The organism is Amycolatopsis keratiniphila subsp. keratiniphila (genome assembly GCF_001620365.2).
Taxonomy (GTDB): Bacteria; Actinomycetota; Actinomycetes; order Mycobacteriales; family Pseudonocardiaceae; genus Amycolatopsis; species Amycolatopsis keratiniphila.
In genome coordinates, this window is record NZ_LQMT02000032.1 from 75343 (window position 1) to 101798 (window position 26456).

25 protein-coding genes are annotated in these 26456 nt (G+C 69.6%); 10 read left to right on the forward strand and 15 right to left on the reverse strand.

The annotated features are described in order from the left end of the window. Positions 1 to 7: 7 nt before the first annotated feature. Both AVR91_RS30215 and AVR91_RS30220 read left to right on the forward strand, forming a co-directional pair. The gene (locus tag AVR91_RS30215; RefSeq protein ID WP_228709392.1) at positions 8 to 1273 is read left to right on the forward strand and encodes an MFS transporter; all 1266 of its coding nucleotides are present in this window, start codon (positions 8 to 10) and stop codon (positions 1271 to 1273) included. A 138-nt stretch (positions 1274 to 1411) separates the two neighbouring features. After that, positions 1412 to 3376: an ABC1 kinase family protein gene (locus AVR91_RS30220; protein ID WP_063276051.1), complete on the forward strand. Its 1965-nt coding sequence runs from the start codon at positions 1412 to 1414 to the stop codon at positions 3374 to 3376. Here AVR91_RS30220 and lepB read toward each other — a convergent pair. The 9 genes from lepB to AVR91_RS30265 all read right to left on the reverse strand — a co-directional run bounded on the left by lepB (position 3300) and on the right by AVR91_RS30265 (position 11142). After that, positions 3300 to 3974, reverse strand: coding sequence for a signal peptidase I (gene lepB / locus AVR91_RS30225; RefSeq protein ID WP_063276052.1), 675 nt, complete (start codon positions 3972 to 3974; stop codon positions 3300 to 3302). The genes AVR91_RS30220 and lepB overlap by 77 nt on opposite strands. Before the next feature lie 95 nt (positions 3975 to 4069). Further along, positions 4070 to 4399, reverse strand: coding sequence for a YnfA family protein (locus AVR91_RS30230; RefSeq protein WP_063276053.1), 330 nt, complete (start codon positions 4397 to 4399; stop codon positions 4070 to 4072). Positions 4400 to 4735: 336 nt separating this feature from the next. After that, positions 4736 to 5143: a metal-sulfur cluster assembly factor gene (locus tag AVR91_RS30235; protein ID WP_016333171.1), complete on the reverse strand. Its 408-nt coding sequence runs from the start codon at positions 5141 to 5143 to the stop codon at positions 4736 to 4738. Beyond that, entirely contained in the window at positions 5140 to 5589 is a 450-nt protein-coding gene (sufU, locus tag AVR91_RS30240; RefSeq protein WP_038515493.1) for a Fe-S cluster assembly sulfur transfer protein SufU, read from the reverse strand. The genes AVR91_RS30235 and sufU overlap by 4 nt, the downstream gene beginning before the upstream one ends. Then, entirely contained in the window at positions 5589 to 6875 is a 1287-nt protein-coding gene (locus AVR91_RS30245; protein WP_063276054.1) for a cysteine desulfurase, read from the reverse strand. The genes sufU and AVR91_RS30245 overlap by 1 nt, the downstream gene beginning before the upstream one ends. A gap of 39 nt (positions 6876 to 6914) precedes the next feature. Then, positions 6915 to 7685 carry a Fe-S cluster assembly ATPase SufC gene (gene sufC, locus AVR91_RS30250; RefSeq protein ID WP_063276055.1) on the reverse strand — a complete coding sequence of 257 codons (771 nt, stop codon included), beginning with the start codon at positions 7683 to 7685 and terminating at the stop codon, positions 6915 to 6917. Positions 7686 to 7721: 36 nt separating this feature from the next. Then, entirely contained in the window at positions 7722 to 8894 is a 1173-nt protein-coding gene (sufD, locus tag AVR91_RS30255; protein WP_063276056.1) for a Fe-S cluster assembly protein SufD, read from the reverse strand. A 2-nt stretch (positions 8895 to 8896) separates the two neighbouring features. Beyond that, entirely contained in the window at positions 8897 to 10345 is a 1449-nt protein-coding gene (gene sufB / locus AVR91_RS30260; protein WP_038515497.1) for a Fe-S cluster assembly protein SufB, read from the reverse strand. Further along, the gene (locus tag AVR91_RS30265; protein WP_394329698.1) at positions 10342 to 11142 is read right to left on the reverse strand and encodes a helix-turn-helix transcriptional regulator; all 801 of its coding nucleotides are present in this window, start codon (positions 11140 to 11142) and stop codon (positions 10342 to 10344) included. The genes sufB and AVR91_RS30265 overlap by 4 nt, the downstream gene beginning before the upstream one ends. Before the next feature lie 198 nt (positions 11143 to 11340). Here AVR91_RS30265 and mptB point away from each other — a divergent pair, with 198 nt between their 5' ends. The 5 genes from mptB to AVR91_RS30290 all read left to right on the forward strand — a co-directional run bounded on the left by mptB (position 11341) and on the right by AVR91_RS30290 (position 16762). After that, complete coding sequence (gene mptB / locus AVR91_RS30270; protein WP_063276057.1) at positions 11341 to 12927, forward strand: polyprenol phosphomannose-dependent alpha 1,6 mannosyltransferase MptB; 1587 nt, start codon at positions 11341 to 11343, stop codon at positions 12925 to 12927. Positions 12928 to 12946: 19 nt separating this feature from the next. Further along, complete coding sequence (locus AVR91_RS30275; protein ID WP_063276058.1) at positions 12947 to 13873, forward strand: ABC transporter ATP-binding protein; 927 nt, start codon at positions 12947 to 12949, stop codon at positions 13871 to 13873. Continuing rightward, positions 13870 to 14667, forward strand: a complete 798-nt coding sequence (locus AVR91_RS30280; RefSeq protein ID WP_063276059.1) for an ABC transporter permease — start codon at positions 13870 to 13872, stop codon at positions 14665 to 14667. Before AVR91_RS30275 ends, AVR91_RS30280 begins: the two co-directional genes overlap by 4 nt. Positions 14668 to 14731: 64 nt before the next feature. After that, positions 14732 to 15700 (forward strand): COX15/CtaA family protein, encoded by a 969-nt coding sequence (locus tag AVR91_RS30285; protein ID WP_063276060.1) that lies wholly within the window; start codon positions 14732 to 14734, stop codon positions 15698 to 15700. A gap of 114 nt (positions 15701 to 15814) precedes the next feature. Further along, positions 15815 to 16762, forward strand: coding sequence for an acyl-CoA desaturase (locus AVR91_RS30290; RefSeq protein WP_063276061.1), 948 nt, complete (start codon positions 15815 to 15817; stop codon positions 16760 to 16762). 70 nt (positions 16763 to 16832) lie between these two features. On the opposite strand, the gene AVR91_RS30295 is transcribed toward AVR91_RS30290, so the two are convergent. Both AVR91_RS30295 and AVR91_RS30300 read right to left on the reverse strand, forming a co-directional pair. Further along, positions 16833 to 17699 carry an ATP-grasp domain-containing protein gene (locus AVR91_RS30295; RefSeq protein ID WP_063270989.1) on the reverse strand — a complete coding sequence of 289 codons (867 nt, stop codon included), beginning with the start codon at positions 17697 to 17699 and terminating at the stop codon, positions 16833 to 16835. Continuing rightward, positions 17696 to 18004: a hypothetical protein gene (locus AVR91_RS30300; RefSeq protein ID WP_063270990.1), complete on the reverse strand. Its 309-nt coding sequence runs from the start codon at positions 18002 to 18004 to the stop codon at positions 17696 to 17698. Before AVR91_RS30300 ends, AVR91_RS30295 begins: the two co-directional genes overlap by 4 nt. 95 nt (positions 18005 to 18099) lie before the next feature. Here AVR91_RS30300 and AVR91_RS30305 point away from each other — a divergent pair, with 95 nt between their 5' ends. Both AVR91_RS30305 and AVR91_RS30310 read left to right on the forward strand, forming a co-directional pair. Further along, positions 18100 to 19071 carry a quinone oxidoreductase family protein gene (locus AVR91_RS30305; RefSeq protein WP_063270991.1) on the forward strand — a complete coding sequence of 324 codons (972 nt, stop codon included), beginning with the start codon at positions 18100 to 18102 and terminating at the stop codon, positions 19069 to 19071. Then, a complete protein-coding gene (locus AVR91_RS30310) occupies positions 19068 to 19595 on the forward strand; it encodes a GNAT family N-acetyltransferase (protein WP_063270992.1) in 528 nt (175 codons plus the stop codon). Before AVR91_RS30305 ends, AVR91_RS30310 begins: the two co-directional genes overlap by 4 nt. 67 nt (positions 19596 to 19662) lie before the next feature. Here AVR91_RS30310 and AVR91_RS30315 read toward each other — a convergent pair whose 3' ends face one another. The 4 genes from AVR91_RS30315 to AVR91_RS30330 all read right to left on the reverse strand — a co-directional run bounded on the left by AVR91_RS30315 (position 19663) and on the right by AVR91_RS30330 (position 24045). Then, on the reverse strand, positions 19663 to 19905 hold the full coding sequence (locus tag AVR91_RS30315) for a cold-shock protein (RefSeq protein ID WP_063270993.1): 243 nt from the start codon (positions 19903 to 19905) through the stop codon (positions 19663 to 19665). Continuing rightward, positions 19905 to 20474, reverse strand: a complete 570-nt coding sequence (locus tag AVR91_RS30320) for an FKBP-type peptidyl-prolyl cis-trans isomerase (RefSeq protein WP_063270994.1) — start codon at positions 20472 to 20474, stop codon at positions 19905 to 19907. The genes AVR91_RS30315 and AVR91_RS30320 overlap by 1 nt, the downstream gene beginning before the upstream one ends. 10 nt (positions 20475 to 20484) lie before the next feature. After that, complete coding sequence (locus AVR91_RS30325) at positions 20485 to 22740, reverse strand: HelD family protein (protein WP_143254163.1); 2256 nt, start codon at positions 22738 to 22740, stop codon at positions 20485 to 20487. 324 nt (positions 22741 to 23064) lie between these two features. After that, positions 23065 to 24045, reverse strand: coding sequence for a heme o synthase (locus AVR91_RS30330; RefSeq protein WP_016333153.1), 981 nt, complete (start codon positions 24043 to 24045; stop codon positions 23065 to 23067). A 298-nt stretch (positions 24046 to 24343) separates the two neighbouring features. Between AVR91_RS30330 and tkt the strand changes: the two genes are divergently transcribed. Next, the gene (tkt, locus tag AVR91_RS30335; protein WP_063270995.1) at positions 24344 to 26446 is read left to right on the forward strand and encodes a transketolase; all 2103 of its coding nucleotides are present in this window, start codon (positions 24344 to 24346) and stop codon (positions 26444 to 26446) included. Positions 26447 to 26456 lie beyond the last annotated feature (10 nt).

Sequence of the window (26456 nt, forward strand, 5' to 3'; positions counted from 1 at the left end):
AGAGCTGATGGTTTCTTCGTACAAACGCGAACTGACCTTCACCGCGGCCGGGTTGTCGCTGATCGCGGTCTCGTACGGGCTCGCGAGGTACGCGTACGGCCTCTTCGCGCCTACGCTCCGAACGGAATTCGGCCTCGACGGCGGCACGCTCGGCGCCATCGCGGCGGGAAGCTACGTCGCGTACTGCCTCGCGGTCGTCGCTTCGACCGCCGTGACGACCCGCTGGGGCGCGCGGGCGGGGGCGCTCACCGCCGGGATGGCCGCCACCGCGGGAACGTCCCTGATCGCGGCCGCGCCGAACGCGGGCGTCCTCGCGCTCGGCGTCGTCCTCGCCGGAGTCAGCACCGGCCTGGCTTCCCCCTCGCTCGCCGACGCGGTCGCCCGCGTCGTCCGCGTGACCCGCCGGGACCGTGCCCAGTCCGTGGTGAACGCCGGGACCGGACTCGGCGTGCTCGTCTCGGGCCCGGTCTCCCTGCTCGCCGTCGGCGACTGGCGGATGGCCTGGTGGGCCTTCGCCGCGGCCTCGGCCTTGGTGACCTTGTGGATCGCGCGGGTCGTGCCGCCGGTGAAGGACGACCGCGCGCGAGGACTGCCGTCGCCGCTGTTCCCGCCCGCCACCGGACGGCTGCTGCCCGCCGCCGCGACCCTCGGCCTGGCCAGCGCGGCGATCTGGACGTTCGGCCGGGACATCGCCGTGAGCGTCGGCGGCCTGGACGAAACCGCCTCGACGGTGGTGTGGATCGTGCTCGGCGCGGTCGGCCTGGCGGGTGCGTTCACCGCCGAACTGACCTCCCGCGCGGGACTGCGCCGTGCCTGGTCGGCGGGCATGGTCCTGTTCGCCGCCGCCACGGCCCTCTTCGCGCTCGCCACCCGCTCGCTCCCGGCGCTCGTCGTCGCGGCGGCGCTCTTCGGGGCCGTCTACATCGGACTGACCGGGGTGCTGATCCTGTGGGGCACCAGGGCTTACCCGGCGGCGCCCGCCTTCGGTGTCGGCGTGGCCTTCCTGATGCTGGCACTCGGACAGGCCGCCGGAGCACCGCTCATCGGCCTCCTCGGCGATCTCCTCGATCTTCGTGCCGGCTTCCTCGCCGCGGCGGCGATCGCCGTCCTCGGTGTCCTGCTCGCTCCCAAGGGGGCGACCACCACCTACAACTTCGGGGTCCGCTCCCTCTCAGTGCCTGTCGGTGAACCCGCGTCCGCGATCGACGTCGGCAGGACGCTGCCCGGTCATCCAAGTCGCGGACGCGAACAGGGCGCCCTGCCACCGCGATAGCGGGGCCTGCGGCCGGGCGGGTTCACGCATTCGGTCACCTTCGCGGGGCCGACTTCGGGGTCCGCTCCCTCTCAGGGGTGAGCACCGTCCCGCCCCAGCGGGAATCAAGCGCGGGCCGCGCGTGATGTCCTCTTCGGCATGAACCTGCTGCTCGGCCTGCTCACCCTGCCCGTCTACGCGCTCATGCTGTGGCCGCTCGTGGTCGCCGCCCGCCGCGTGCTGGGGGTGCGGATCGGCCTGATCCGCGCGGGCTGCGCCGCCGGATTCGGCTGGCTGGTCGCGGGTGGCATCATCGCCGCGTTCCCGCAGGCGATGTACGCGGGGAACGCCTTCGCCGGGCTGGTCATCCCCGTGGCGGGCAGCGCCTTCCTGGCCACGCTGATCTTCCTGTTCGTCGCGGAACTCGCGCTTCCCGCCGGTTCGGGTCTCGGGCTGATCGGCAGGATCCGGTCGATGCGCCGCCGCGCGGCGCGGACCCGGCGCTACTCCCAGATCACCCGGATCGCGATCAAGCACGGCCTCGGCCGCTACCTCACCGGCCGCCGCGAACCCGGCCTCGCCCAGGTCCGGCACGCCAAACTGGCGCGCTCGCTGCGGCGCGCGCTGGAGGAGGGCGGCGTGACGTTCGTGAAACTCGGCCAGCTGCTCTCGACCCGCTCCGATCTGCTGCCGCCGGTTTTCGTCGACGAACTCAGCAAACTCCAGGACCAGGTCGCCTTCGCCGACGCCGACGAGGTCGCGACGGTGCTGCGGGAGGAGCTGGGCGGGAACCCGGAGGAGATCTTCGCCGAATTCGACCCGGAACCGATCGCGGCCGCGTCGATCGCGCAGGTCTACCGGGCGAAGCTGCGGGGCGGGCAGGACGTGGTCGTCAAGGTGCAGCGGCCCGGCGTGCAAGCCCTGGTCGATCGGGACCTCGACATCGTCCGCCGGGTGGCGGCCGCACTGGACCTGCGCGCGGGCTGGGCACGTTCGCTCGGCGTCGTCGACCTCGCCGAAGGATTCGCCGACGCACTGGTCGAGGAGCTCGATTTCCGCACCGAGGCCAGGAACATCGAAGCGGTCACCGCCGCGTCCCCGGACACCGAGGTCGCTCTCCCGACCGTCCACAAAGAACTGTCCACCGAACGTGTCCTGGTGATGCGGCGGCTCGACGGCAAACCGCTCGCCGCCGCCAAGGAGCAGGTGCCGGTCGCGGAACGGGCGAAACTCGCGCGGTCGATGCTGCGGTGCGTGCTCGGCCAGGTGATGGGCAGCGGTGTCTTCCACGCCGACCCGCATCCCGGCAACGTCCTGCTGCTCGCCGACGGCAGGCTGGGCCTGCTCGACTTCGGCTCCGTCGGCAGGCTCGACTCCGGCCTGCGCGGCGGACTGCAGAACCTGATCCTCGCACTGGACCGCGGAGACCCGGCAGCGCTGCGCGACGGCCTGCTGGAGATCGTCGACCGGCCGGACGAGATCGAGGAGCGGCGGCTGGAGCGGGCGCTGGGTGCCTTGGTGGCCAAGCATTTCAACCATGGCCAGGCCCCGGATCTGGACATGTTCACCGACCTGTTCCGGGTGATCGCCGACTTCAAGCTCAGCGTGCCCCCGCCCATCGCCGCGGTGTTCCGCGCCCTGGCCACCTTGGAGGGAACGCTGGCCGCGCTGGCGCCGGGATTCAACATCGTCGTCGAATCCCGCGCCTACGCCGCCGAGCAGGTCGGTGCCGGATTGCGCCCGGAATCGCTGCGCTCCACGGCCACCAACGAACTGATGGCGCTCCTGCCGGTGCTGCGACGGCTACCCCGCCGCGTTGACCGGATCGGCGACGCACTGGAGCAGGGCAGGCTTTCGGTCAACGTCCGGCTGTTCTCCGACGAACGCGACCGCGACGTGGTCACCGGGCTGGTGCACGAGATCCTGCTGGCGTTCGTCGGCGTGGCCACCGGCCTGATGGCCGTGCTGCTGCTGGGCAGCGCGACCGGCCCGGAGGTGCTGGCCGGGGTCACGCTCCACCAGATGTTCGGCTACAACCTGCTGGTGGTCAGCGCATTGGTGGGATTGCGGCTGCTCTTCGTCGTTTTCCGGCGGAGCGGACAACGGTCACGATCGCCCCGATGACCCCGACGGCGACGAGCCCGGCCCCGCCGAACGCGAGGTTGCGCGAGGTGCGGAACCCGGTGTCGGACACCGGATCGCCGGGCAGCCCGGCCTCGACGAAGGCGGTGGTCTGCGGGAAGGGGTCGGCGGCGAGGACACTCCCCAAGCCGACGACGACTCCGACCACTTTCGACAGCGGCACGGCGCCGTCGCCCGGCATGCCGACGTAGAGCCGTGAGTCCCGGGAATTGTTCCGCTGGTCGCCCACGACGAACACGGCGCCCGGCGGAACCTGGACGCTGAACGGCCGGTACTCCTTGCGGCCGTGCCCGTTGTCGTCCTCGGTGTAGGGCTCTTTGACCGGTTTCCCGTTGACGGCGATCAAGTTGTCGTTCGTACAGCACACGACCTGGTCGCCGCCGACACCGATCACCCGCTTGACGATCCGGCCGTCGGCGGGGCTCGAATCCGGGAACGCGGAAACCTCCATGAGGACCACCGCGCCCGGCTGGATCGTGGGCGCCATCCCGCCGCCGGGGACGCTCACCATGCGATAGCTCAGCAGGGTCCAGAACCCGTATCCGCCGGTGCCCACGCCGACGACGGCCAGCAGGACCATCACGAGCAGGAGCGGGGAGAATCTTCGCTTCGGCCCGGGTCTGTCGGCGGGCGGCGCGGGAAGTCGGTTTCGGTCACAGCGCAGAGTAGCGCCGCTCAACCTCGGGGCGCGTACATGATGACCCCGACCCCGGCCAGGCAGATCAAGGCGCCGATCACGTCGTAGCGGTCCGGGCGGTAGCCGTCGGCGACCACGCCCCACGCCAGCGAACCCGCGACGAACACTCCGCCGTACGCGGCGAGGATACGGCCGAAGTTCGCGTCGGGCTGCAAGGTGGCGACGAAGCCGTAGAGGCCCAGTGCGACGACACCGGCACCGATCCAGAGGTAGCCGCGGTGTTCCCGGACGCCTTGCCAGATCAGCCAGGCGCCGCCGATTTCCAGCAGGGCGGCGAGCGCGAAGAGCGCGATGGACCGGATGATCATCCCGGCAGCTTATTGCCGCGTGGTCCGACCCTCATGTCCTGTGCTTGACCGGACGACTCGCGTGATCAGGCGGACGACACGCGTGTCTGGATGGACGACACGCGCCCGGCCGGGCTTCGCTGCGAGTCGTCCGCCTGATCACGCGTGTCGTCCGCCCGATCACACGCGTCGTCCATCCAGACACGCGAACCCGCGCTACCCGCACCCAGCGGCGCGGTATAGGCCGTTATACGCTCGGCGCCCTCTACCCGCCCCCGAGTGCAATGAACGGTCCTTTCCTTGCAAATTTCGCAAGGAAAGGACCGTTCCTAGCACTCGAAAGGAGCGAAGCGAGCCTCAGACGGTGAAGCCGAGCGCCCGCAGCTGTTCGCGGCCGTCGTCGGTGATCTTCTCCGGACCCCACGGCGGCATCCAGACCCAGTTGATCCGGAAGTCCTTGACCAGCCCCGTTCCCCCGCCGACGAGCGCGGCACCGGTCTGGTCCTCGATGACGTCGGTCAGCGGGCAGGCCGCCGACGTCAGCGTCATGTCGATGGTGGCGGTGTTGTCCGCCTCGACGCGGATGTCGTAGACCAGCCCGAGGTCGACGACGTTGATGCCGAGTTCCGGGTCGACGACGTCGCGCATCGCCTCTTCGACGTCCTCGACCTTCGCCACGTCGGCGCTGTCCGGGGCGGCGGCGGTCTCGGCGTCGAGGTCGGCGGCCGTGCGCCCCTCGCGGGTTTCGGTCTGCTGTTCGGTCATGCCGTCTCAACTCCGTTGGTCGTGCGGGCGACGGCGTCCTTGAACGCCATCCACCCGAGCAGGGCGCATTTCACGCGGGCCGGGTACTTGGCCACGCCGGCGAAGGCGATGCCGTCCTCCAGCACGTCCTCATCGGGTTCGATCTGCCCTTTGCCCTGCATCAGCTCGACGAAGGCGTCCATGGTGGTGAACGCCTCCTCCACGGTGTGCCCGACGACGAGATCCGTCAAGACCGACGTGGAAGCCTGGCTGATCGAACAGCCCTGTCCCTCGTAGGAGACGTCGGCGACCTTCCCGTCGTCGACCTTCACCCGCAGCGTCACCTCGTCGCCGCAGGTCGGGTTGACCTGGAACGACTCGGCGTCGTACGGCTCGCGCAGACCGCGGCCGTGCGGGTTCTTGTAGTGGTCCAGGATGATCTCCTGGTACATGCTTTCGAGGTTCATCACGCCACCCCGAAGAACTTCTGCGCCTCACGCACCCCGTTCACCAGCGCGTCCACTTCGGACAGTGTGTTGTAGACGTAGAACGACGCGCGCACGGTCGCGGGCACCGAGCAGGCCCGGTGCAGCGGCCACGCGCAGTGGTGCCCGACGCGGACGGCGACGCCGAGGCTGTCCAGCACCTGCCCCGAGTCGTGCGGGTGGACGCCGTCGATGACGAACGACACCAGTCCGCCGCGGTCGGCCATGTCGGTCGGGCCGATGATCCGCACACCCGGGATCTCGCCGAGCCCGGCAAGCGCCGCCTCGGTGAGGAGGTGCTCGTGCGCGGCGACCCGGTCCATGCCGATCGCCGACAGGTAGTCGGCGGCCGCGCCGAGACCGACGGCCTGCGACGTCATCGGGGTGCCGGCCTCGAATCGCTGCGGCGGCGCGGCGAAGGTGGTCTGCTCCATGCGGACCAGCTCGATCATCGAGCCGCCGGTCAGGAACGGCGGCATCGCTTCGAGCAGCTCACGCCGGCCGTAAAGGACACCGATGCCGTACGGGCCGACCATCTTGTGCCCGGCGAAAGCGGCGAAGTCGACGTCCAGCGCGTGCAGGTCCACCGGGAAGTGCGGCACCGACTGGCAGGCGTCCAGCACGACCAGTGCGCCGACCTTGCGGGCCTTCTTCACCAGGAACTCGACCGGGTTGATCGTGCCGAGCACGTTGGACTGGTGCGTGAACGCCAGCACCTTGGTCCGCTCGGTGATCAGCTCGTCCACATTGGACAGATCGAGGCGGCCGTCCGCGGTGACGGAGAACCACTTCAGCGTCGCGCCGGTGCGCTGACAGAGCTGCTGCCAGGGAACCAGGTTCGCGTGGTGCTCCATCTCGGTGATGACGATCTCGTCGCCGGGTCCGAGCTTGAACCGCTCGGCCTCGGGACCGGCCGTGGCGGCGTTGCTCATCGCGTAGGCGACGAGGTTGATGCCCTCGGTGGCGTTCTTGGTGAACACCAGCTCGTGCGGGGAGGCGCCGACGAACTCCGCGATCCGCACACGGGCGGACTCGTAGGCGTCGGTCGCCTCCTCGGCGAGCTGGTGCGCGCCGCGGTGCACCGCGGCGTTCGAGGTCTCCAGGAACCGGCGCTCGGCTTCGAGCACCTGCGCCGGCTTCTGGGACGTCGCACCGGAATCCAGATACACCAAGGGTTTCCCGTCCCGGACCGTGCGGGTCAGGATCGGGAAGTCGGCCCTGATGGCCGCTACGTCCAGCGGAACAGAGTTAGCCGTGGTGGTGGTCATCGGGCCAACTCCTCTCGGTGTAGTCGTGAAGTTCAGTGATCAGACGGCGGCGGTCTCGGCGGAGCCGGTGTACTTGACGTACCCGTTCTCCTCGAGCTCGTCCGCGAGTTCACGGCCGCCGGACTCGACGATCTTGCCGCCGGCGAAGACGTGCACGAAGTCGGGCGTGATGTGCCGCAGGATCCGCGTGTAGTGCGTGATCAGCATGACGCCGGCGTCGTTGTTGGCCTTGAACTCGTTGACACCCTCGGACACGACGCGCAGCGCGTCGACGTCGAGGCCGGAGTCGGTCTCGTCGAGGATGGCGATCTTCGGCTTGAGCAGCGCCAGCTGCAGGATCTCGTGGCGCTTCTTCTCGCCGCCGGAGAAGCCCTCGTTCACCGAACGCTCGGCGAACTCGGACGAGATCTCCAGCTTGCCCATCTCGTCCTTGACCTCCTTGACCCAGTGGCGCAGCTTGGGGGCCTCGCCACGGACCGCGGTGGCCGCGGTGCGGAGGAAGTTGGACATGGACACGCCCGGCACCTCGACCGGGTACTGCATGGCGAGGAACAGGCCCGCGCGGGCGCGCTCGTCGACGCTCATCTCCAGCACGTCCTCACCGTCGAGCAGGACCTGCCCGGAGGTGACTTCGTACTTGGGGTGACCGGCGATGGCGTAGGACAGCGTGGACTTGCCCGAACCGTTGGGGCCCATGATCGCGTGGGTCTCGCCCGACTTGATGGTCAGGTTGACGCCCTTGAGGATCTCCTTGGGGCCCTCCTCGGTCGTGACCGAGGCGTGCAGATCCTTGATTTCCAGCGTAGGCATTTCTTTCCTAAAAGTCTGATGTGGACGGACGAGGGCTCAGGCGCCCACGGCTTCGAGTTCGGCTTCGATCGCGGCCTCGAGACGCTCGCGCACCTCGGGAACGCCGATCTTGACCAGGATCTCGTGGAAGAACCCGCGTACGACCAGGCGGCGCGCGGCGTCTTCGCCGATTCCGCGCGACTGGAGGTAGAACAACTGCTCGTCGTCGAACCTTCCCGTCGCGCTCGCGTGGCCGGCGCCTTCGATCTCGCCGGTCTCGATCTCCAGGTTGGGGATCGAGTCCGCCCGCGCGCCCGGCGTCAGCACCAGGTTGCGGTTGAGCTCGTAGGTGTCGGTGGCCTCGGCGGCCGCCCGGATCAGCACGTCGCCGACCCACACGGTGTGCGCGCCATCGCCCTGCAGCGCGCCCTTGTACATCACCCGCGACTTGCAGTTCGGCACCGCGTGGTCGACGAAGAGCCGGTGCTCCTGGTGCTGGGCTTCGTCCGCGAAGTACAGGCCGAGCATCTCGACGTCGCCGCCCTTGTCGGCGAAGGTCGCCGTCGGGGAGACACGCACGAGGTCACCGCCCAGGGTGATGACGATGTGCTTGAGGCTGGCGTCGCGCCCGAGCTTGAGGTGCTGCTCGGAGACGTGCACCGCGTCGTCGGCCCAATCCTGGACGCTGACCACGGTGACGTTCGCCGAGTCGCCGATGACGAACTCGACGTTGTCGGCGTAGGTGCCCGAGCCGACGTGGTCGAGGACGATGACGGCCTCGGAGAACTGCTCGGCGCGCACCTGCACGTGCCCGTAGGCGACCTTGCCCTCGCCGGGTCCGGTGATCTTCACCGTCGACGGCTTCGACGTCTTCGTCTCCTTGGGCACCGTGATGACGGTGGCCTCGGTGAACGAGGAGTAGGCCTGCGCGGCGATCCGGTCGCTCGGGACACCCGCGGCGCCGAGGCGCTCGTCGTCCCGGCCGACCGTCTCGATCTTCAGTTCGGGGGCGGCGTCGGCGTCCACGGTGGCCGAACCCGAGGCGGCGGCGGACCCGTCGTGCAGGCCGCGCAGCCGCTTCATCGGCGTGAAGCGCCAGTTCTCCTCACGACCGCCGGGGACCTCGAAGGCCTCGACGTCGTAGGAGGTGAATCGCTCCGCGCGAGAGGTGGCCGGAACGACCACCCCTTCGCGCATCGCTTCGGAAACGTTGTTCTCGGTAACCGACATGACTAGCCGACGGACCCTTCCATCTGAAGCTCGATCAGGCGGTTCAGCTCGAGCGCGTACTCCATCGGCAGCTCACGCGCGATGGGCTCGACGAACCCTCGCACGATCATCGCCATGGCCTCGGCCTCGTCGAGACCGCGCGACATGAGGTAGAACATCTGGTCTTCGCTGACCTTCGAGACGGTCGCCTCGTGGCCCATGGAGACCTCGTCGTTGCGGATGTCGACGTACGGGTACGTGTCCGACCGCGAGATCGTGTCCACCAGCAGCGCGTCGCAGACGACGCTGGAGCGCGAGTGGTGCGCCCGCTTCGCGACCTTGACCAGGCCGCGGTACGAGGTGCGGCCACCGCCGCGCGCCACCGACTTCGACACGATGGTCGAGGAGGTGTGCGGCGCCAGGTGCTCCATCTTCGCGCCGGCGTCCTGGTGCTGGCCCTCGCCCGCGAACGCGACCGAGAGGACCTCGCCCTTGGCGTGCTCGCCCATGAGGAACACGGACGGGTACTTCATCGTGACCTTGGAGCCGATGTTGCCGTCGATCCACTCCATGGTCGCGCCCTCTTCGCACTTGGCGCGCTTGGTGACCAGGTTGTAGACGTTGTTCGACCAGTTCTGGATGGTCGTGTAGCGGCAGCGGGCGCCCTTCTTCACGATGATCTCCACGACCGCCGAGTGCAGCGAGTCGGACTGGTAGATCGGCGCGGTGCAACCCTCGACGTAGTGCACGTAGGCGTCTTCGTCGACGATGATCAGGGTCCGCTCGAACTGACCCATGTTCTCGGTGTTGATGCGGAAGTAGGCCTGCAGCGGGATGTCCACCTTGACGCCCTTGGGCACGTAGATGAACGAACCGCCGGACCACACCGCGGTGTTCAGCGCGGAGAACTTGTTGTCCCCGGCCGGGATCACGGAGCCGAAGTACTCCTTGAAGATCTCCGGGTGCTCCTTGAGCGCGGTGTCGGTGTCCAGGAACAGGACGCCCTGCGCCTCCAGGTCCTCGCGGATCTGGTGGTAGACGACCTCGGACTCGTACTGCGCGGCGACACCGGCGACGAGGCGCTGCTTCTCCGCCTCGGGGATGCCCAGCTTGTCGTACGTGTTCTTGATGTCCTCGGGCAGGTCTTCCCAGGAAGTGGCCTGCTTCTCCGTGGACCGCACGAAGTACTTGATGTTGTCGAAGTCGATCCCGGAGAGGTCCGCACCCCAGTTGGGCATCGGCTTCAAGTCGAAGAGCTTGAGCGCCTTCAGTCGCGCTTCGCGCATCCACTCCGGCTCGGACTTCTTCGAGGAGATGTCGGTGACGACGTCCTCGTTCAGTCCGCGACGGGCCGTTGAGCCCGCCTCGTCGGAGTCCGCCCAGCCGAACGCGTACTTGCCAAGGGACTCGATGGTCTCTTCCTGGCTCATGGGCGCGGTGGTGGGAGTGCGCTGCTCGGCAGCGGCAGTCATGCGGGTTTCCCTCCATTCGGGATCCGTGCTGTGCGCCCTGGGGAGGGCGCCGTGCTTCCCGGCCCGGGTGTGGCCGGGTGACCCGCCGAGACGACGGGTACGTGTGTGGTGCACGCGTTGTCACCGCGTGCGATGGTCGCCAGCCGCTGGACGTGAGTACCCAGAAGTTCCGCGAAAGCCTCGGTCTCGGCTTCGCACAACTGAGGGAACTCGGCGGCGACGTGGGCGACCGGGCAATGGTGCTGGCAGAGCTGTTCGCCGACACCGACCTGACGGGTCGACGCAGCGTAGCCCTCCCTGGTCAGCGCCGCAGCGAGAGCCTCGGCACGCGCGGCCGGATCCGTGTGCTTGGTGATCGCGTCCTGGTGCGGGCCGACCAGCGAAGCGACACGAGCCTCCGCGAAGGCCTTCACGGCGTCTTCCCCGGCGTGTTCGGCGAGGAAGCGGATGGCCGAGGACGCGAGGTCGTCGTAGGCGTGCCCGAACCGGGCCCGGCCCGCTTCGGTGAGCAGGAAGTTCTTGGCGGGACGGCCTCGCCCGCGGGGGCCGCGGCGGGGCGCGTCCCGGGTTTCGGCCTCGCCGTCGGCGAGCAGGGCGTCGAGATGACGGCGGACGGCGGCGGCGCTGATACCCAGCTGCTCGGCCACCACGACGGCGGTCATCGGACCCTGTTCCAGCAGCAGGCGGGCCACTTCGTGCCTGGTCCGGCCCTCGGGGCCGACCTGCACGGGGACAGGCTGGACCTCGGCGCGGGGCATGTCGCCACCGGCCTCGTCCTGCGTCCCCGTCTTTTTCACAACACAAGTGTGACGTATTTCCGGAGCGACGGCAAAGAGGGGTGCCTCACGGAGTGGCGTGGGTCACTTCGGCTGGGCCGGGCGCAGGGGTAACCACGTACTCGCCCGGTCTGTTCCCGGCATCGCTACCCTTCGTGCGTGGCAGTGGGCGATCACCCGGCACAGCGGGACACGGACGAAGACCGGGCTTCAGGGCCCGTGGCGACGCTCGTGCCCGGGCGCCCGCACGATCCGGAACCCCTGGACGACAAGGAACTGCGCGGGCTGAACGTGGTCCGCCGGTTCGGCGCGGTCGGCTCCCTGTTCCTCGCCCTCGGCTCGCTCGGCGCGGGTGCCGCCCCGGTGATCAACCCGGTGCAGGAGATCCCGGTCCTGCGGCTGTTCACCCGGATCCCGATGGTCTCGCTCGCGATGGGCCTGGCCGGGATGGCGATCATCGTGCTCAGCTGGCTGCTGCTCGGCCGGTTCGCGCAGCCCGCGCGCCGCCGCCTCGCCACCCAGGGCCAGCTCGCCCGCACGATCGCGCTCTGGTGCACGCCGCTGCTGTTCATCCCGCCGCTGTTCTCCCGCGACGTCTACAGCTATCTCGCGCAGAGCGAGATCGTCGCCCGCGGGATGGACCCGTACTCCCTCGGCCCGGCCGAAGCGCTCGGCGTCTCCGACCCACTGACCTCGGGTGTCTCCAACATGTGGCGCGAGACCCCGGCGCCCTACGGCCCGCTGCTGCTGCGGCTCGGCGGCTGGCTCGCCCCGCTGAGCAGCGGCAACATCGTCACCGGCGTGCTGCTGCAACGCGGGCTCGCGCTGATCGGCGTCATCCTGATCATCTGGGCGCTGCCCCGGCTGGCCCGGCGGTTCGGCGTGCAGCCCGCGACCGCGCTGTGGCTCGGCGCGGCGAACCCGCTGCTGATCTTCCACTTCGTCGCCGGCGCCCACAACGACGCGCTCGCGATCGGGCTCATGGTGGCCGGTCTGGAGGTCGGCCTCCAGCGGATGCCGGTGCGGTTCAAGAACGACGAACCACCGCCGCTGGCCAAGGGCGAACTCCTCTACATCGGGCTCGGAGTGGCGCTCATCACGCTCGGCGTAGCGGTGAAGATCAACGCGATCCTGGCGCTGCCGTTCTTCACGGTGATGGTGGCCAGACGCTGGCACGGCCGGATCAAGGACCTGCTCACCGCGGCGGTGCCGATGGCGTTGCTGTTCGGCGTGACCCTGGTGGCGGTCTGTTACGGCACCGGTCTCGGCTTCGGCTGGGTCGGCGCGCTCGGGACGCCCGGACTGGTCCGCTCGTGGATCTCGCCGACTTCGGAACTCGCCGCGCTCGGCGGCGTCCTCGGCATCGCGCTCGGTCTCGGCAACCACACCAACGCGATGGTGCCGATCCTTGGCGCGCTCGGCTATCTCGTCGCGGGCGCGGTGACGGTCAAGTTCCTCTGGGACAGCTTCAAATGGCGCTACCGGCCGATCATCGGCCTCGGTGTCTCGCTCGGCGCGGTGATGGTGCTGCACGTCGCGCTGCAACCCTGGTACCTGCTGTGGGCGATCATCCCGCTCGCCGCGGCGGCGGGGACCTCGCGGTTCCGCATCGCCGCGACGATCGTCACCGCCGTCCTGCCGTTCCTCCTGCCGACGACGGGGAGCACCTTCGAGGGCCGCGGGTTCGTCCTGCCGTTCGCGTGGGCGGCGGCCGGGGTCGTCACGCTGCTGGGGCTGTTCATCGTCCACCGCCTCTCACCACTGCTGCTGTCCAGACCGTCCCCGGAGCATTCGGTCCCGGCGTGAGGCCGTATCGTGACCTGTCGTGAACGCCCCCGCCGTCGAGATCACCGGGCTGGTGAAGCGCTACGGATCCACCACCGCCGTCGATGGACTCGACCTGCGGATGGAACGTGGCACCCTGCTCGCTCTGCTCGGCCCGAACGGGGCCGGCAAGACCACCACCGTCGAGATCTGCGAAGGCTTCCTGCGGCCTGACGACGGCGAAGCCCGCGTGCTGGGCCTGAACCCGGCGCGCGACGGCGCGGCGCTGCGGCCGCGGATCGGCGTGATGCCGCAGGGCGGCGGCGCGTATCCCGGCGTCCGCGCCGACGAGATGCTCGGCCTGGTCGCCGCGTGCGCCGCGAACCCGCTCGACCCGGCCTGGCTGCTGGACGTCCTCGGGCTTTCGGGAGCGAGGAAGACGCCGTTCAAACGGCTTTCCGGCGGGCAGCAGCAACGGCTCTCGCTCGCCTGCGCGCTCGTCGGGCGGCCGGAACTGCTCTTCCTCGACGAGCCGACGGCCGGCATGGACCCGCAGGCCCGGCGCCTGGTCTGGGATCTGCTCGAGGCACTGCGCGCCGACGGGGTCAGCGTGCTGCTCACCACGCATCTGATGGAGGAAGCCGAAACGCTGGCCGACACCGTGGTGATCGTCGATCACGGCAAGGTCGTCGTCGAAGGCTCCCCCCAGTCGCTGACCGTCGAAGCCGGCGAGACCGCGCAGCTGCGATTCAAGGCGCGTACGAAGCTCGACACCGCGCTGCTGACCGCGGCACTGCCCGAGGGACACCTCGTCCACGAGTCGGCGCCGGGGACGTACCTCGTCGAGGGCGCGATCGACCCACAGGTGGTGTCGACGGTGACGGCGTGGTGCGCGCAGCAGGGTGTCATGCCGGAGGAACTCCAGGTCGGCAGGCGCACGCTGGAAGAGGTCTTCCTGGAACTGACCGGACGGGAACTGCGCGCATGACGACTTCCACGCCTCGGTTCCCCGCGGGCACGTTCACCCCGGCCCCCGGTCGTGGTTCGCTCGGCAAGATGCTGCGCACGCACGCGAAGGTCGAGGCGAGCCTGACGCTGCGCCACGGCGAGCAGATCCTGCTGACCCTGCTCATCCCGCTCGCGCTGCTGATCGGCCTGTCGCTGCTGGACATCCTGCCGTCGTCACAGCTCGGCGGTTCGTCCAAAGTGGACTGGATCACGCCGAGGATCCTGGCACTGGCGGTGATGTCTTCGGCGTTCACCGGACAGGCCATCGCGCTGGGTTTCGACCGCCGTTACGGCGTCCTCAAACGGCTTTCCGCCACCGCGCTCCCCCGCTGGCTGCTCGTCGCGGGCCGGGTCGCCGCCGCACTGGTGGTGGTCGCGCTGCAGGCAGTGATCCTCGGTGTGGTCGCCGCGCTGCTGGGCTGGTCGCCGTCGCTCGGCGGCATCCTCGGTGCCATCCCGTTCCTGCTCGTCGGCACGCTCGCGTTCGGCGCACTGGGCCTGTTGCTCGGCGGGGCGCTACGCGCGGAGGCCGTACTGGCGCTGGCGAACATCGTCTGGTTCGTGCTGCTGCTCGCCGGCGGCATCCTGCTGGCTCCGTCGACGATGCCGTCCGGCGTCGCGTGGATCGTCGAACTGCTGCCCTCGGGCGCGCTCGCCGAAGGCCTGCGCTCGGTGCTGCTGGACGGTTCGTTCGGCTGGGGCCCGTTCGCGGTGCTCGTCGGCTGGGGTGTCGTCGCGGGCGCGGTGGCGAGCAAGACCACTCGCCTGACCTGAGGCGGCCGACACACCGCGTGTGGCCGGTGGAACGCTCTCAGGAACGGCGTTCTAGCATCGGACGGTGCCGTTCCAGAGCCTTGTAGCGCGTCTGCCGTATCCCTCGTTCGCGGTCCAGCGAGCGGTCGCGATAGCGGCGGTGATCGCACAGGCGGGTATCGGCGTCACCGGCTCGGTCGTCCGGGTCACGGGTTCGGGCCTCGGCTGCCCGACCTGGCCGCAGTGCGTCGAAGGCAGCATCGTGCCGGTCGCGCACCCCGAGTTCGACGCGCTCACCCAGTGGATCGAGTTCAGCAACCGGATGCTGACCGGGGTGGTCATCCTGGTCGCCGCGCTGTGCGTGATCACCGCGTGGCGCGTGCAGATCGAGCACCCGAGCCGCCGTCGCCTGGTGAAGCTGGCCTGGACGATGCCCGCCGGCGTGATGCTGCAGGCCGTCGTCGGCGGGATCACCGTGCTCGCGAAACTCGAATGGTGGACCGTCGCGCTCCACTTCCTGGCCTCCACTCCCCTGGTCTGGCTCGCGGTGCTGCTGCTGCGGGCGTTCAAGGAGGGTGACGAGCCCGCGCGCTGGCTGATCCCGGACGCGGGCCGCAAGACGCTGATCGTGCTCGCTGCGGCCATGTGGGCCGTCCTCGTCGCGGGCACCGTCGTGACCGGCGCGGGCCCGCACGGCGGCGACCCCGGCACCCACCGGCTCCAGGCGCCGATCGAGACGCTCACCCAGGTCCATGGCGGACTGCTGGTGGTCTACCTGATCGTGCTGGCCGTCTTCGGGCTCCAGTTGATGCGGGGCGAGACGCCGAAGCCGGTGTGGCGGCGGTACACGATCGTGTGGGTCGTCGCGCTTTCCCAGGGCGTCCTGGGCTCGGTGCAGTACGCGCTCGGCGTGCCGGAGGCGCTGGTCTCGCTCCACGTCCTCGGCTCCGCGTTGGTGATCATCTCGACGGCCGCACTGTGGTGCGGTTCACGCGATCGTGGCTCCGCGCCGGTTTCGCCCGTCGCCGACCGGGAACTCGCCACTTCGAACTGACCCCGTGGCAAACCGGACGTAACCCCCGGGCGGCGTGCTCGCCAGACACTGCCCTTACGCTGCGCTCGGTGCCCCACTCGGGGGTCACCACCGAGTCGAGGCACGAGGTGTCGCATGACCGCCAGCACCGAGCCGGACGCACCGGCCAGTCCGTCCAAACCCCTGATCTCCCACCGCCGGGGTTCCGGCGAGATGCTCATACTCAAGACCTTCCTGCTGGTCCCGTTCGTCGCGCTGCTCGCCGCCGTGCCGATCGTGTGGGGTTGGGGCATGACCTGGGTCGATCTGGCGCTGGCGGCGGTGTTCTACACCCTCGGGACGCTCGGGGTGACCGTCGGCTACCACCGCTACTTCACCCACGGCGCGTTCAAGGCCGGGCGCCCGCTGCGGGTCGCGCTCGCCATCGCCGGGAGTTTCGCGGTGCAGGGTTCGGTGATCTTCTGGGTGGCCAGCCACCGTCGCCACCACGCCTTCGCCGACCGTGAAGGCGACCCGCACTCCCCCTGGCTGTTCGGGACGTCGCCCGGAGCGCTGCTGCGCGGCTTCTGGCACGCGCATATGGGCTGGATGTTCAGCCGCGAGGTGACCAACTACGACCGGTTCGCGCCGGATCTGGTGGCGGACAAGGATCTTCGCGTGGTGAACCGCTACTTCTGGCTGTGGATCACGCTGAGCCTCGCGCTGCCCGCGGTCCTCGGCGGACTGATCAGCTGGTCGTGGTGGGGCGTGGTGACCGGGTTCTTCTGGGCCGGGCTGGTCCGGATCGCGTTCCTGCACCACGTCACCTGGTCGGTGAACTCGATCTGCCACCTGGTCGGCGAGCGCCCGTTCGCCAGCCGGGACAAGGCGGCGAACTTCTGGCCGCTGGCGATCCTGTCCATGGGCGAGTCGTGGCACAACTCCCACCACGCCGACCCGACCTGCGCGCGGCACGGTGTCCTGCGCGGACAGGTCGACGTGTCCGCGCGGGTGATCTGGCTGTTCGAGAAGTTCGGCTGGGCGCGGGACGTGCGGTGGCCGAAGCCGGAGCGCCTGGCCGCGAAACTCGTCAAACCCGCCTGACCCCCTAGCGCGCTATGAACGGGCCGTTCCTTGCAAATTTTGCAAGGAACGGCCCGTTCATGGCATCGGGTCAGGCGAGTTGCTGGCGGACGGCGGAGGCGAACCGCCAGGCCGCGGCGGCATCGGTCTGCCGGAACCCGAGCGAAGGCTCGACGAGCTCCAGCTCCAGTAGCAGTGGCCTGCCGTCCGGCCCGGCGACGAGGTCCACCCGGGCGTAGAGCAGCTCCGCGCGCAGGATGCCCAGCAGCGCCGCCGTCGCGTCCAAAGCGTCTTCGGCCAGCGCGCGGAATCCCGCGGCCGGCTGCACGGGCGCGAGTTTCTCCGTCACGTACAGCCCGGATTCGTCGAGTTCCCGGCCCAGCATCGCGGCCTTCGAGAACGCGTGCGAGTACACGCCGCCGAAGTACACCAGCGCGATCTCACCCGCACTGTCCACACTGGACTGATAAGGCTGGAGCAGCACGGTGTTCCCGTCCGCCTGCAACCCCGACAGGTGCGCGGCGGCCGCGTCGCCCTCGGTGAACCGGCCCGCTCCGCGCGAACCGGCGCCGATGGCGGGCTTCAGCACGAACTCGCCCTTGGGCCAGCGCGGTGCCTTGTCGTCCGGCGCGATCAGCGTCGTCGGCACGACCGCCACCCCGGCGTCGCCGAGTTCGGCAAGGTAGGACTTGTCGGTGTTCCAGCGCACGACTTCGGCCGAATTGGACAACGACGGCACGGACTCGGTCCAGGACAGGAACTCGTCGTGGCGCTCCGCGTAGTCCCAGGTGGCGCGCAGCACGACGATGTCCGCGGCGCCGAAGTCGACCGTCGTGTCGTCCCAGGCGGCCCAGCGGGTCTTGAAACCGAGGTCGGCCAGCGCCTCGGGAACGGCGTGTTCGTCGCCGTCGCCTTCCGGCAGCGTGGAGCAGGCGACGAAGATCGCGGAGCCGCTCACTTCCCCGCCATCCGGCGACGGTGCTCGGCGCCGATCTTGGTGGCCTTCACGGTCTCGCTGTCCCACTCGGCGGGCTCGAGGTCTTCGACGGCCTCGACCAGCGCCTCGCCCGCCTCCACGGAGGCGACGACGACGTCGCCGAGCGCACCGTCGGCGCCCACGAGCACGACCCGCGCGCCGGCCCGGCCGATGTTCTCCACCACCGCGCGCGACGGCTTCCCGTGCCGCTTCACGAAGTCTCGGGCGGCCGCGACCTGGCGCGACGTGGGGGCGGCGGTCTCGGTCTTCTCTTCGGTCTCAGCCACGCGCCGAGCTTAACCGCGAAAGGCCCGGGACGCGGAATAACCGTGGCGTCGGCCATAGTTGTCCCGGTCGGAACGACCTTGAACGAGGAGGATGTATGCCCGCGGCAGTACAGATCCGGCGAACCGGTGGCCCCGAAGTCCTTGAGCTGTCGGAAGTCGAGGTCGGCGATCCCGGTGCCGGGGAGCTGCTCGTGGACGTCGCGGCGGCGGGCGTCAATTACATCGACACCTACCACCGTGAGGGCATCTACCCGGTCGACACGCCGTTCATCCTCGGCATGGAGGGTGCCGGCACGGTGGCCGCGGTCGGCGCGGACGTGACCGGGTTCGCCGTCGGCGACCGGGTCGCCTGGCAGGGTTCGCTGGGCAGCTACGCCCAGCGTCGTCTTGTCCCGGCCGCGATCGCGGTGAAGATCCCGGACGGCGTGTCCGAGGAGACCGCCGCCGCCACGATGCTCCAGGGGATCACCGCGCACGCGCTGATCGCCTCGACCTACGAGGTCAAGGCCGGTGACGACGTGCTGATCCACGCCGCGGCGGGCGGGATGGGCCTGCTGCTGGTCCAGCTGGCCAAGGCGCGCGGTGCCCGGGTGATCGGCACCGTCTCCACCGACGAGAAGGCCGAACTCGCCAGGCAGGCGGGCGCGGACGACGTCATCCGCTACGACCAGGTCGACTTCGCCAAGGCCACCCGCGACCTCACCGGCGGCAAGGGGGTCGAGGTCGTTTACGACGGCGTCGGCAAGTCCACTGTGGACGGCAGCCTGGCGAGCCTGAAGATCCGCGGCCTGCTCGCCCTCTACGGCGCGGCCAGCGGTCCGGTGCCGCCGATCGACCCCCAGCTGCTCAACCGCAGCGGCTCGGTGTACCTCACCCGCCCGACCTCCGCGCACTACGTGCTCACCCGCGAGGAACTGGAGTGGCGCGTGAACGAGCTGTTCGCCGCCGTTCAGGACGGCTCGCTGAACATCCGGATCGGCGGCCGCTACCCGCTGGCCGACGCCCGTCAGGCGCACGAAGACCTCCAGGGGCGCCGCACCACCGGCAAGCTCCTGCTGATCCCGTGACGGCGCTCTGGCCGGAGGAGGTCCGGCTCACCGGCGAGGGGCTCGTTCTGCGGGAGTGGGCCGAGGACGACATCGCGTTCATGCCGGGGCTGTTCGACAACCCCGCGGTCGCGCGGTTCACGCCGCTGCCCTCCCCGTTCGACGAGGTGGCGGCGAAGGCGCACTACGAGAAGTACGTCGCTCGCCGTACCGAGGGCACGGGGCTGCGGCTGGCCATCACGGCCGACGGCGGCGAGCCGCTCGGCGAGGTGGTCCTGTTCCTGAAGGACGGCGCGGCCGAGCTCGGGTACGCCGTCGGGCCCGCCCACCGCGGGCGGGATCTGGCGGCGCGGTCGCTGCGGGTGCTCACCGCGCACGCGCTGGACCTCGGGCTGGGACCGCTCCAGCTGAAGATCGACGCCGAGAACGCGGCCAGCGCGGCCGTCGCCCGCCGCGTCGGTTACGCCCTGACCGACCTGCCGCCCGAGGCGAAGGTCGAGAAGGGCTTGGAGATCACGCTACTCACCTGGGAGTACCAAGGCTGATGGGAAGTCCGTGAAGGCCTCCTTGAGGGACTCTGGGTCCCTCAAGGAGGCCTTCACGGACTTCAGGTCATCGCACGCGGACCCAGAGCGCCCGCAGCCGGAACTCGTCCTGTTCCGCGTGCTCGACGGTCAGCTCGACCTCGTCGCCCACGTCGAGCTTCCGGAACTCGCCGGGGCCGAAGCCCTCCAGCATCGAGTAATGGACCCAGATCGGGTCGGCGAAGTCAGCCGACTCGACCACTCCCCAGCCGTCGTCCACCAGCCAGGAACGAACCCGGCCCCGGTGGACACGGCCGTCGGAGGTCCCCATCAGCCCTTGTCGGTCGGGACGCTCACCGCGTCGGTCACGAACACCAGCGTCTCGTTCGGCTCGATGCCGTTCCCGCCCTGGCCGTAGCCGAGGTCCGGCGGGATGATCAGCAGCCGCCGCGCGCCCTGCTTGATCCCTTCGAGTCCCTGGTCCCAGCCCTTGATGACGTCACCGGCGCCGAGTGTCAGCTCGAACGGTTCGCCGCGGTCGAACGAGCTGTCCAGCTTCTGCTTGTTGGACCAGGTGACCAGCGAATAGTTCATCTTCAGCTTCGCGCCCGCCTTGGCGCCCTCGCCGGTGCCGGGCTCGAGGTCCTTGGTGATGAGCTTCTTCGGCGGATCGCAGTCGTCCGGGATGGTGATGGTCGGCGCCTCGCCGAACTTCCCGGTGGTCTTCACGTCCTCGGCCGTGCATTCCTTGCCCTTCGGGGCGGCCGGAGCCGACGACGCCTGCGACGCGGGGGCCGCACCGGAGGTCTGGGCCGAACCTGCGGTGTTCTGTTTCTCGCCACAGGCCGCCAGGGCGAGGACGCCCGCGCCGATGACCACGATCTTGCCGAATGTGCGCATGCGGCCGACCTTAGCCAAGACCCTCCAGCGCGGGAACAAGGTCACCGGTCTGCACTACGCCCATCCGACGGGTCGCCCTGGTCAGGGCCACATAAAGATCGTTGAGCCCGCGCGGCGACTCGGCGACGACCTCGTCCGGGGCGATCAGCAGGACCGAGTCGAACTCCAGCCCCTTCGCCCGCTCGACCGGCATCACCGAAACCCGGTCCCCCGACTCGCCGAGCGTCTCCGTCAGTGTCGGGACCAACGGCGACGGACACAGCACCGCGACCGTCCCACCGTCCACAGCGGACAGTTCGGCGTCGACGAGACCGGGCAGTTCCGCGACGAGCTCCGCCGGGTCCACCGCACGCAGCCAGGGCTCGAAACCCGTCTCCCGCACCGAAACCGGCGCCTCCAGCTCCGGGTTGACATCGGCGAGCACCCGGGACGCGACGGCCATGATCTCCGCCGGGGTCCGGTAGTTCACGGTCAGTTCTTCGAGCCGCCAGCGGTCGGCGACGTACGGCGAAAGCGCCTCTCCCCACGACTTCGCCCCACCGGCCGCGCCGGTCTGGGCGACGTCGCCGACCAGCGTCATCGACCGGTTCGGCGACCGGCGCATCAGCAGGCGCCAGTCCATCGCGGTCAGTTCCTGCGCCTCGTCGACGATCACGTGCCCGAAGGTCCAGGTCCGGTCCTGGGCGGCCCGCTGTGCCGCGGTCATCTCGCTGCGGCGCTGCTGACGTTCGGCGAACAGTTCGGCGTCGAGGACGTCGCCCACCCGCAGCAGTTCCTCGTCGACGATCTCCTCGTCCTGTTCGAGGATGTCGAGCACACCTTCCGCGTAGGCGCGGTCCTCCCGCTCGCGGCGGGCGGCCTCGGCGCGGGCTTCGGTGTCGTCCTCGCCGAGCAGTTCGGCGAGCTCGTCGAGCAACGGGACGTCCGACGGGCTCCACTTCGCGTCCGTCGGGCTGTAGAGATGCTCACGATCGGTGTCCGACAAGGCTTTCCCGGCCGCGCTGCGCAGCCGTTCGCGGTCGGCGAACAGCTCGTCGAGCACGATCTCCGGGGTGAGTTTGGGCCACAGCCCGTTGATCGCGGCGGCCACGTTCCCGTCCGCGGCGACCTCGGCCCGGATGTCCTGGACGTCGCGCGCGTCGAGCAGGTCCTCCCCCAGTTTGCGGGCGGCCTGCCTGGTCAGCGCGTCGAGGAGGTCCGAGACGAAGATCCGCCGCGCGAGGTTGTGCGGACGGCGCGACCGCCGGGCCCGCGTCCGCGCCTCGGTGCAGGTCTTGCGGTCGAGCATGAGGATCTCGCGCTCGAATTCGATCTCCAGCACCGGTTCCGGCACACGCTGCCGGTCGCGGACCGCGTTGGCGAGCACGTCGGCCATCACGGGACGGCCCTTGATCTCGGCGGCCTCGCGGGTGACCGGTCCGGTGGCGTCCAGGCCGGGGTACAGCTGCCCGATCGTGGCCAGCAGCACCCCTGTCTCACCCAGCGACGGCAGGACCTGCCCGATGTAGCGGAGGAACGTGCTGTTCGGCCCGACCACCAGCACGCCACGTGTGGTGAGCTGCTGGCGATGCGTGTAGAGCAGGTACGCCGCGCGGTGCAGCGCGACGGCGGTCTTGCCGGTGCCCGGCCCGCCCTGGACCACCAGAACGCCGTTCGGCGACGCGCGGATGATGCGGTCCTGCTCGGCCTGGATGGTGGCGACGATGTCGCTCATCTCGCCGGTGCGGCGGCGCTCCAGCGCGGCCAGCAACGCCGCCTCGCCCGCGAGCCCGAGGTCCTGGCCCTGGTCGGCGGCGGAGAGGTCGAGGATCTCGTCGTCGACGCCGACGACCTTCCGGCTCAGCGACCGGATGTGACGGCGCCGCCGGACACCTTCGGGCGAGGCCGCGGTGGCGAGGTAGAAGGGCCGCGCGACCGGCGCGCGCCAGTCGACCAGCAGCGGACGGTAGTCGTCGTCCTCGTCGAACAGCCCGAGCCGTCCGATGTAGGTGGTCTCCTCCGCGTGGTCCGGCAGGAAGTCGAGGCGGCCGAAGCACAGGCCCTGCTCGACGGAGCTCAGCTGGGCCAGCCTGTCGGTGTACAGCGTCGTGGCGACGTCGCGTTCGGTGCGCGCCTGCGGGGTGCCGCCGGTCTGGCGCAGCGTCTCGTCGAGCCTGCGCTGCGCGTCGACGCGTTCGGTGTCGAGCTTGCGGTAGAGGGTGGTGACGTACTGCTGCTCGAGCGCGACGTCCTGCTCGAGCGCGTCGAGTTCCCGGTCCGGGGACACGGACAAAAGCAGCCTGCTTTCGAGAGGTGGGACAGGGGCCGAACGAAGTACAACGGCGCCCGCCATCATCTCATTCCCGCGCTTTCACCCGGACCAGGAGGAAGGCGCGCCGACAGGTGGGAACGGCGTGGGTTCGAGCGTCCTGAAGGCCCCCTTTAGGACATTCATCGTCTCAAAGGAGGCCTTCAGGACAACATCTTGGCGCCCCGAATGTGGCATTGGGGCCGTTGAGCGTCCCCAACGCCACATTGGGAACCCCGACACGCGTGAAGGCCCCCTTCCCTCGGCTCAGCCGGGGGAAGGGGGCCTTCACGCGCTACAAGATCAGAAAGGCAGCCCGATGGCGGGAAGCCCGATCGCCGAGTCCACCGCCAGCGCGACGAACACGATCATCAGGTACGTGTTCGACCGGTGGAACAGCGACATCGGCTTGGTCTCCTCGCCGCGCCGCACCGCCGCGTTCAGGCTGTGCGCGTAGAAGAGGAACCAGCCGCCGGCCAGGATCGCGAACGTCGTGTAGATCCAGCTCGTCACCGGGACCAGCAGCAGCGTCCACGCGACCATCACCCACGAGTAGATGACGATCTGCCGCGCCACGTGCTGCGGGGTGGCCACCACCGGCAGCATCGGCACGCCGGCGCGCTCGTAGTCCTCGCGGTACTTCATGCCCAGCGCCCAGGTGTGCGGCGGGGTCCAGAAGAAGATGACGCCGAACATCACGAACGCGGGCCACTCGACCGTGCCGGTGACGGCGGCCCAGCCGATGACGACCGGCATGCAGCCCGCCGCGCCGCCCCAGACCACGTTCTGTGACGTACGCCGCTTCAACACCAGCGTGTAGACGAAGATGTAGAAGAGGATCGTCACGATCGCGAGGATCGCCGAGAGCAGGTTCACCGTGAAATAGAGCACGACGAACGACAGGACGCCGAGCACGAGACCGAAGATCAGCGCGCCTCGCCGGGGAACGGATTCCTTCACCAGCGGCCGGCGCTTCGTGCGATTCATCACCTTGTCGATGTCCGCGTCGATGACGCAGTTCAAGGCGTTGGCGCTACCGGCGGCCATGGTGCCGCCCACGAGCGTCGCGAGGACCAGCCACGGGGACGGGATTTCCCGGCCCGCCAGGAACATCGCGGGAATCGTGGTGACGAGGAGGAGCTCGATCACCCTGGGCTTCGCGAGGGCGGCGTACGCGCCGACGACCTGGCGGATTGTTCGCCGGCCACCGTGCGGTCGTTCACCGGTCGGATGTACGGCGCTGGTGCTGTCACTGCGTCCGTGCGCAGCGTTCACCAACGACATTTCACTCCCTGCGTCAGTTTTCGGGGCGGGGCCCACCAGGCTTCCGGGTGATGTGGCGGCCCCGGATCCCGTGTTCTGAACCCTTCCCCGATGTTAGACGTGCTGTTTCCAGAGGGTGATCGCGGGTCCTCGACCGGCCGAACCATTAGGCTGGCCGCGGTAGCTCGCGGCGTGCCCCTGCGAACGGCCCGGACCAGGAATATCGTCCCTTCCGGATCGATTGAGATTAGTAGCGGTACACGTGGGCTATCCACGAGGGAAGAGAAGCCACAACCTGATGACGGGGAGTTCGAGTTCAGTGTCCGAAACCGCCTCTACCAGCGAGAAGAACCCACTCCTCCGGCGCAACGTGCCCGCCGACTGGACCGAGAACGACACGCGGGCCGTCGACACCGTGCGGGTGCTCGCCGCGGACGCGGTCGAGAACTGCGGCAGCGGTCACCCCGGCACCGCGATGAGCCTGGCGCCGCTCGCGTACACGCTTTTCCAGCGGACGCTGCGTCATGACCCGGCGGACCCCGAGTGGCCCGCCCGTGACCGCTTCGTCCTCTCCGCCGGTCACTCGAGCCTCACCCTCTACATCCAGCTGTACCTCGCCGGGTTCGGCCTGGAGCTGGAAGACCTGAAGCAGCTGCGCAAGTGGGACTCGAAGACCCCGGGTCACCCGGAGTACCGCCACACCAAGGGCGTCGAGACCACCACCGGCCCGCTCGGACAGGGCCTGGCCAACGCGGTCGGCATGGCGATGGCGGCCCGCCGCGAGCGCGGCCTGCTGGACCCGGACACCCCGCAGGGCGAGAGCATCTTCGACCACTACATCTACGTCGTCGCCTCCGACGGTGACATCGAAGAGGGCGTCACCGCCGAGGCCTCCTCGATCGCCGGCCGCCAGGAGCTGGGCAACCTGATCGTCTTCTGGGACGACAACGAGATCTCGATCGAGGACGACACCAAGATCGCCCTCTCCGAAGACGTCGTGAAGCGCTACGAGGCCTACGGGTGGCACACCCAGGTCGTCGAGGGTGGCGAGGACGTCGTCGCGATCGAAGAGGCCATCAAGGCCGCGAAGGCCGAGACCGAGCGCCCGTCGTTCATCGCGCTGAAGACCGTCATCGGGTACCCGGCGCCGAAGAAGATGGGCACCGGCAAGGCCCACGGCGCCGCGCTCGGCGCCGAAGAGGTCGCCGCGGTCAAGGAGATTCTCGGCTTCGACCCGGAGCGGAGCTTCCAGGTCGACGACGAGGTCATCGCGCACACCCGCCAGGCCGTCGACCGCGGCAAGACCGCCCGCGCCGAATGGCAGGAGAAGTTCGAGGCGTGGGGCGCGGCCAACCCGGAGCGCAAGAAGATCGCGGACCGGATGGCCACCCGCTCGCTGCCCGAGGGCTTCGCGGACAACCTGCCGACGTGGGAGCCGGACGCCAAGGGCATCGCGACCCGCAAGGCCTCCGGTGAGGTGCTCAACGCGCTCGCCGAGCCGCTTCCCGAGCTGTGGGGCGGTTCCGCGGACCTCGCGGAGAGCAACAACACCACCATGAAGGGGGCCGACTCGTTCGGCCCGGAGAAGGCTTCCACCGACATGTGGAAGACCAGCCCGTACGGCCGGACGCTGCACTTCGGCATCCGCGAGCACGCGATGGGCTCGATCCTCAACGGCATCGCGCTGCACGGCGGCACCCGCCCCTACGGCGCGACGTTCCTGATCTTCTCCGACTACATGCGCCCGCCCGTGCGGCTGGCCGCGCTGATGAAGGCGCCGGTCACCTACGTGTGGACGCACGACTCGATCGGCCTGGGCGAGGACGGCCCCACCCACCAGCCGATCGAGCAGCTCTCCTCGCTGCGCGCGATCCCCGGCCTCAACGTCGTCCGCCCGGCGGACGCCAACGAGACCGCGTACGCGTGGAAGGCCGTCCTGGAGGACGTCCACCACCCGTCGGGTCTCGCGCTCACCCGGCAGAACGTGCCGGTCCTGGAGGGCACCAGCGCCGAAGGCGTCAAGCGGGGCGGTTACGTCCTCGCCGAGGCGTCCAACGGCAGCCCCGAGGTCGTGCTGATCGCGACCGGCTCCGAGGTCCAGCTGGCCGTCGAGGCCCGCAAGACCCTCGAAGCCGACGGCATCCCGGCGAGCGTCGTCTCGATGCCGTGTGTCGAGTGGTTCGACGCGCAGGAGCAGTCCTACAAGGACTCGGTCATCCCGCCGTCGGTCAAGGCACGTGTCTCCGTGGAGGCCGGTGTCGCCCAGTCGTGGCACCGCTTCACCGGTGACGCCGGGGTGAACGTTTCGATCGAGCACTTCGGTGCGTCGGCCGACGCCGCCACACTGTTCCGTGAGTTCGGTTTCACCGCGGAGGCAGTCGTCGAGGCCGCCCGTCGCTCGATCGCCAACACCAAGAACTGAAGGGGAAAGC

Excerpts from the sequence above, each read along its gene's own strand:
- AVR91_RS30215 (WP_228709392.1), top strand. The coding sequence starts at position 8 with ATGGTTTCTTCGTACAAACGCGAACTGACCTTCACCGCGGCCGGGTTG.
- AVR91_RS30220 (WP_063276051.1), top strand. The coding sequence starts at position 1,412 with ATGAACCTGCTGCTCGGCCTGCTCACCCTGCCCGTCTACGCGCTCATG.
- lepB (WP_063276052.1), bottom strand. The coding sequence starts at position 3,974 with ATGGTCCTGCTGGCCGTCGTCGGCGTGGGCACCGGCGGATACGGGTTC.
- AVR91_RS30230 (WP_063276053.1), bottom strand. The coding sequence starts at position 4,399 with ATGATCATCCGGTCCATCGCGCTCTTCGCGCTCGCCGCCCTGCTGGAA.
- AVR91_RS30235 (WP_016333171.1), bottom strand. The coding sequence starts at position 5,143 with ATGACCGAACAGCAGACCGAAACCCGCGAGGGGCGCACGGCCGCCGAC.
- sufU (WP_038515493.1), bottom strand. The coding sequence starts at position 5,589 with ATGAACCTCGAAAGCATGTACCAGGAGATCATCCTGGACCACTACAAG.
- AVR91_RS30245 (WP_063276054.1), bottom strand. The coding sequence starts at position 6,875 with ATGACCACCACCACGGCTAACTCTGTTCCGCTGGACGTAGCGGCCATC.
- sufC (WP_063276055.1), bottom strand. The coding sequence starts at position 7,685 with ATGCCTACGCTGGAAATCAAGGATCTGCACGCCTCGGTCACGACCGAG.
- sufD (WP_063276056.1), bottom strand. The coding sequence starts at position 8,894 with ATGTCGGTTACCGAGAACAACGTTTCCGAAGCGATGCGCGAAGGGGTG.
- sufB (WP_038515497.1), bottom strand. The coding sequence starts at position 10,345 with ATGACTGCCGCTGCCGAGCAGCGCACTCCCACCACCGCGCCCATGAGC.
- AVR91_RS30280 (WP_063276059.1), top strand. The coding sequence starts at position 13,870 with ATGACGACTTCCACGCCTCGGTTCCCCGCGGGCACGTTCACCCCGGCC.
- AVR91_RS30290 (WP_063276061.1), top strand. The coding sequence starts at position 15,815 with ATGACCGCCAGCACCGAGCCGGACGCACCGGCCAGTCCGTCCAAACCC.
- AVR91_RS30305 (WP_063270991.1), top strand. The coding sequence starts at position 18,100 with ATGCCCGCGGCAGTACAGATCCGGCGAACCGGTGGCCCCGAAGTCCTT.
- AVR91_RS30315 (WP_063270993.1), bottom strand. The coding sequence starts at position 19,905 with ATGGGGACCTCCGACGGCCGTGTCCACCGGGGCCGGGTTCGTTCCTGG.
- AVR91_RS30320 (WP_063270994.1), bottom strand. The coding sequence starts at position 20,474 with ATGCGCACATTCGGCAAGATCGTGGTCATCGGCGCGGGCGTCCTCGCC.
- AVR91_RS30330 (WP_016333153.1), bottom strand. The coding sequence starts at position 24,045 with ATGTCGTTGGTGAACGCTGCGCACGGACGCAGTGACAGCACCAGCGCC.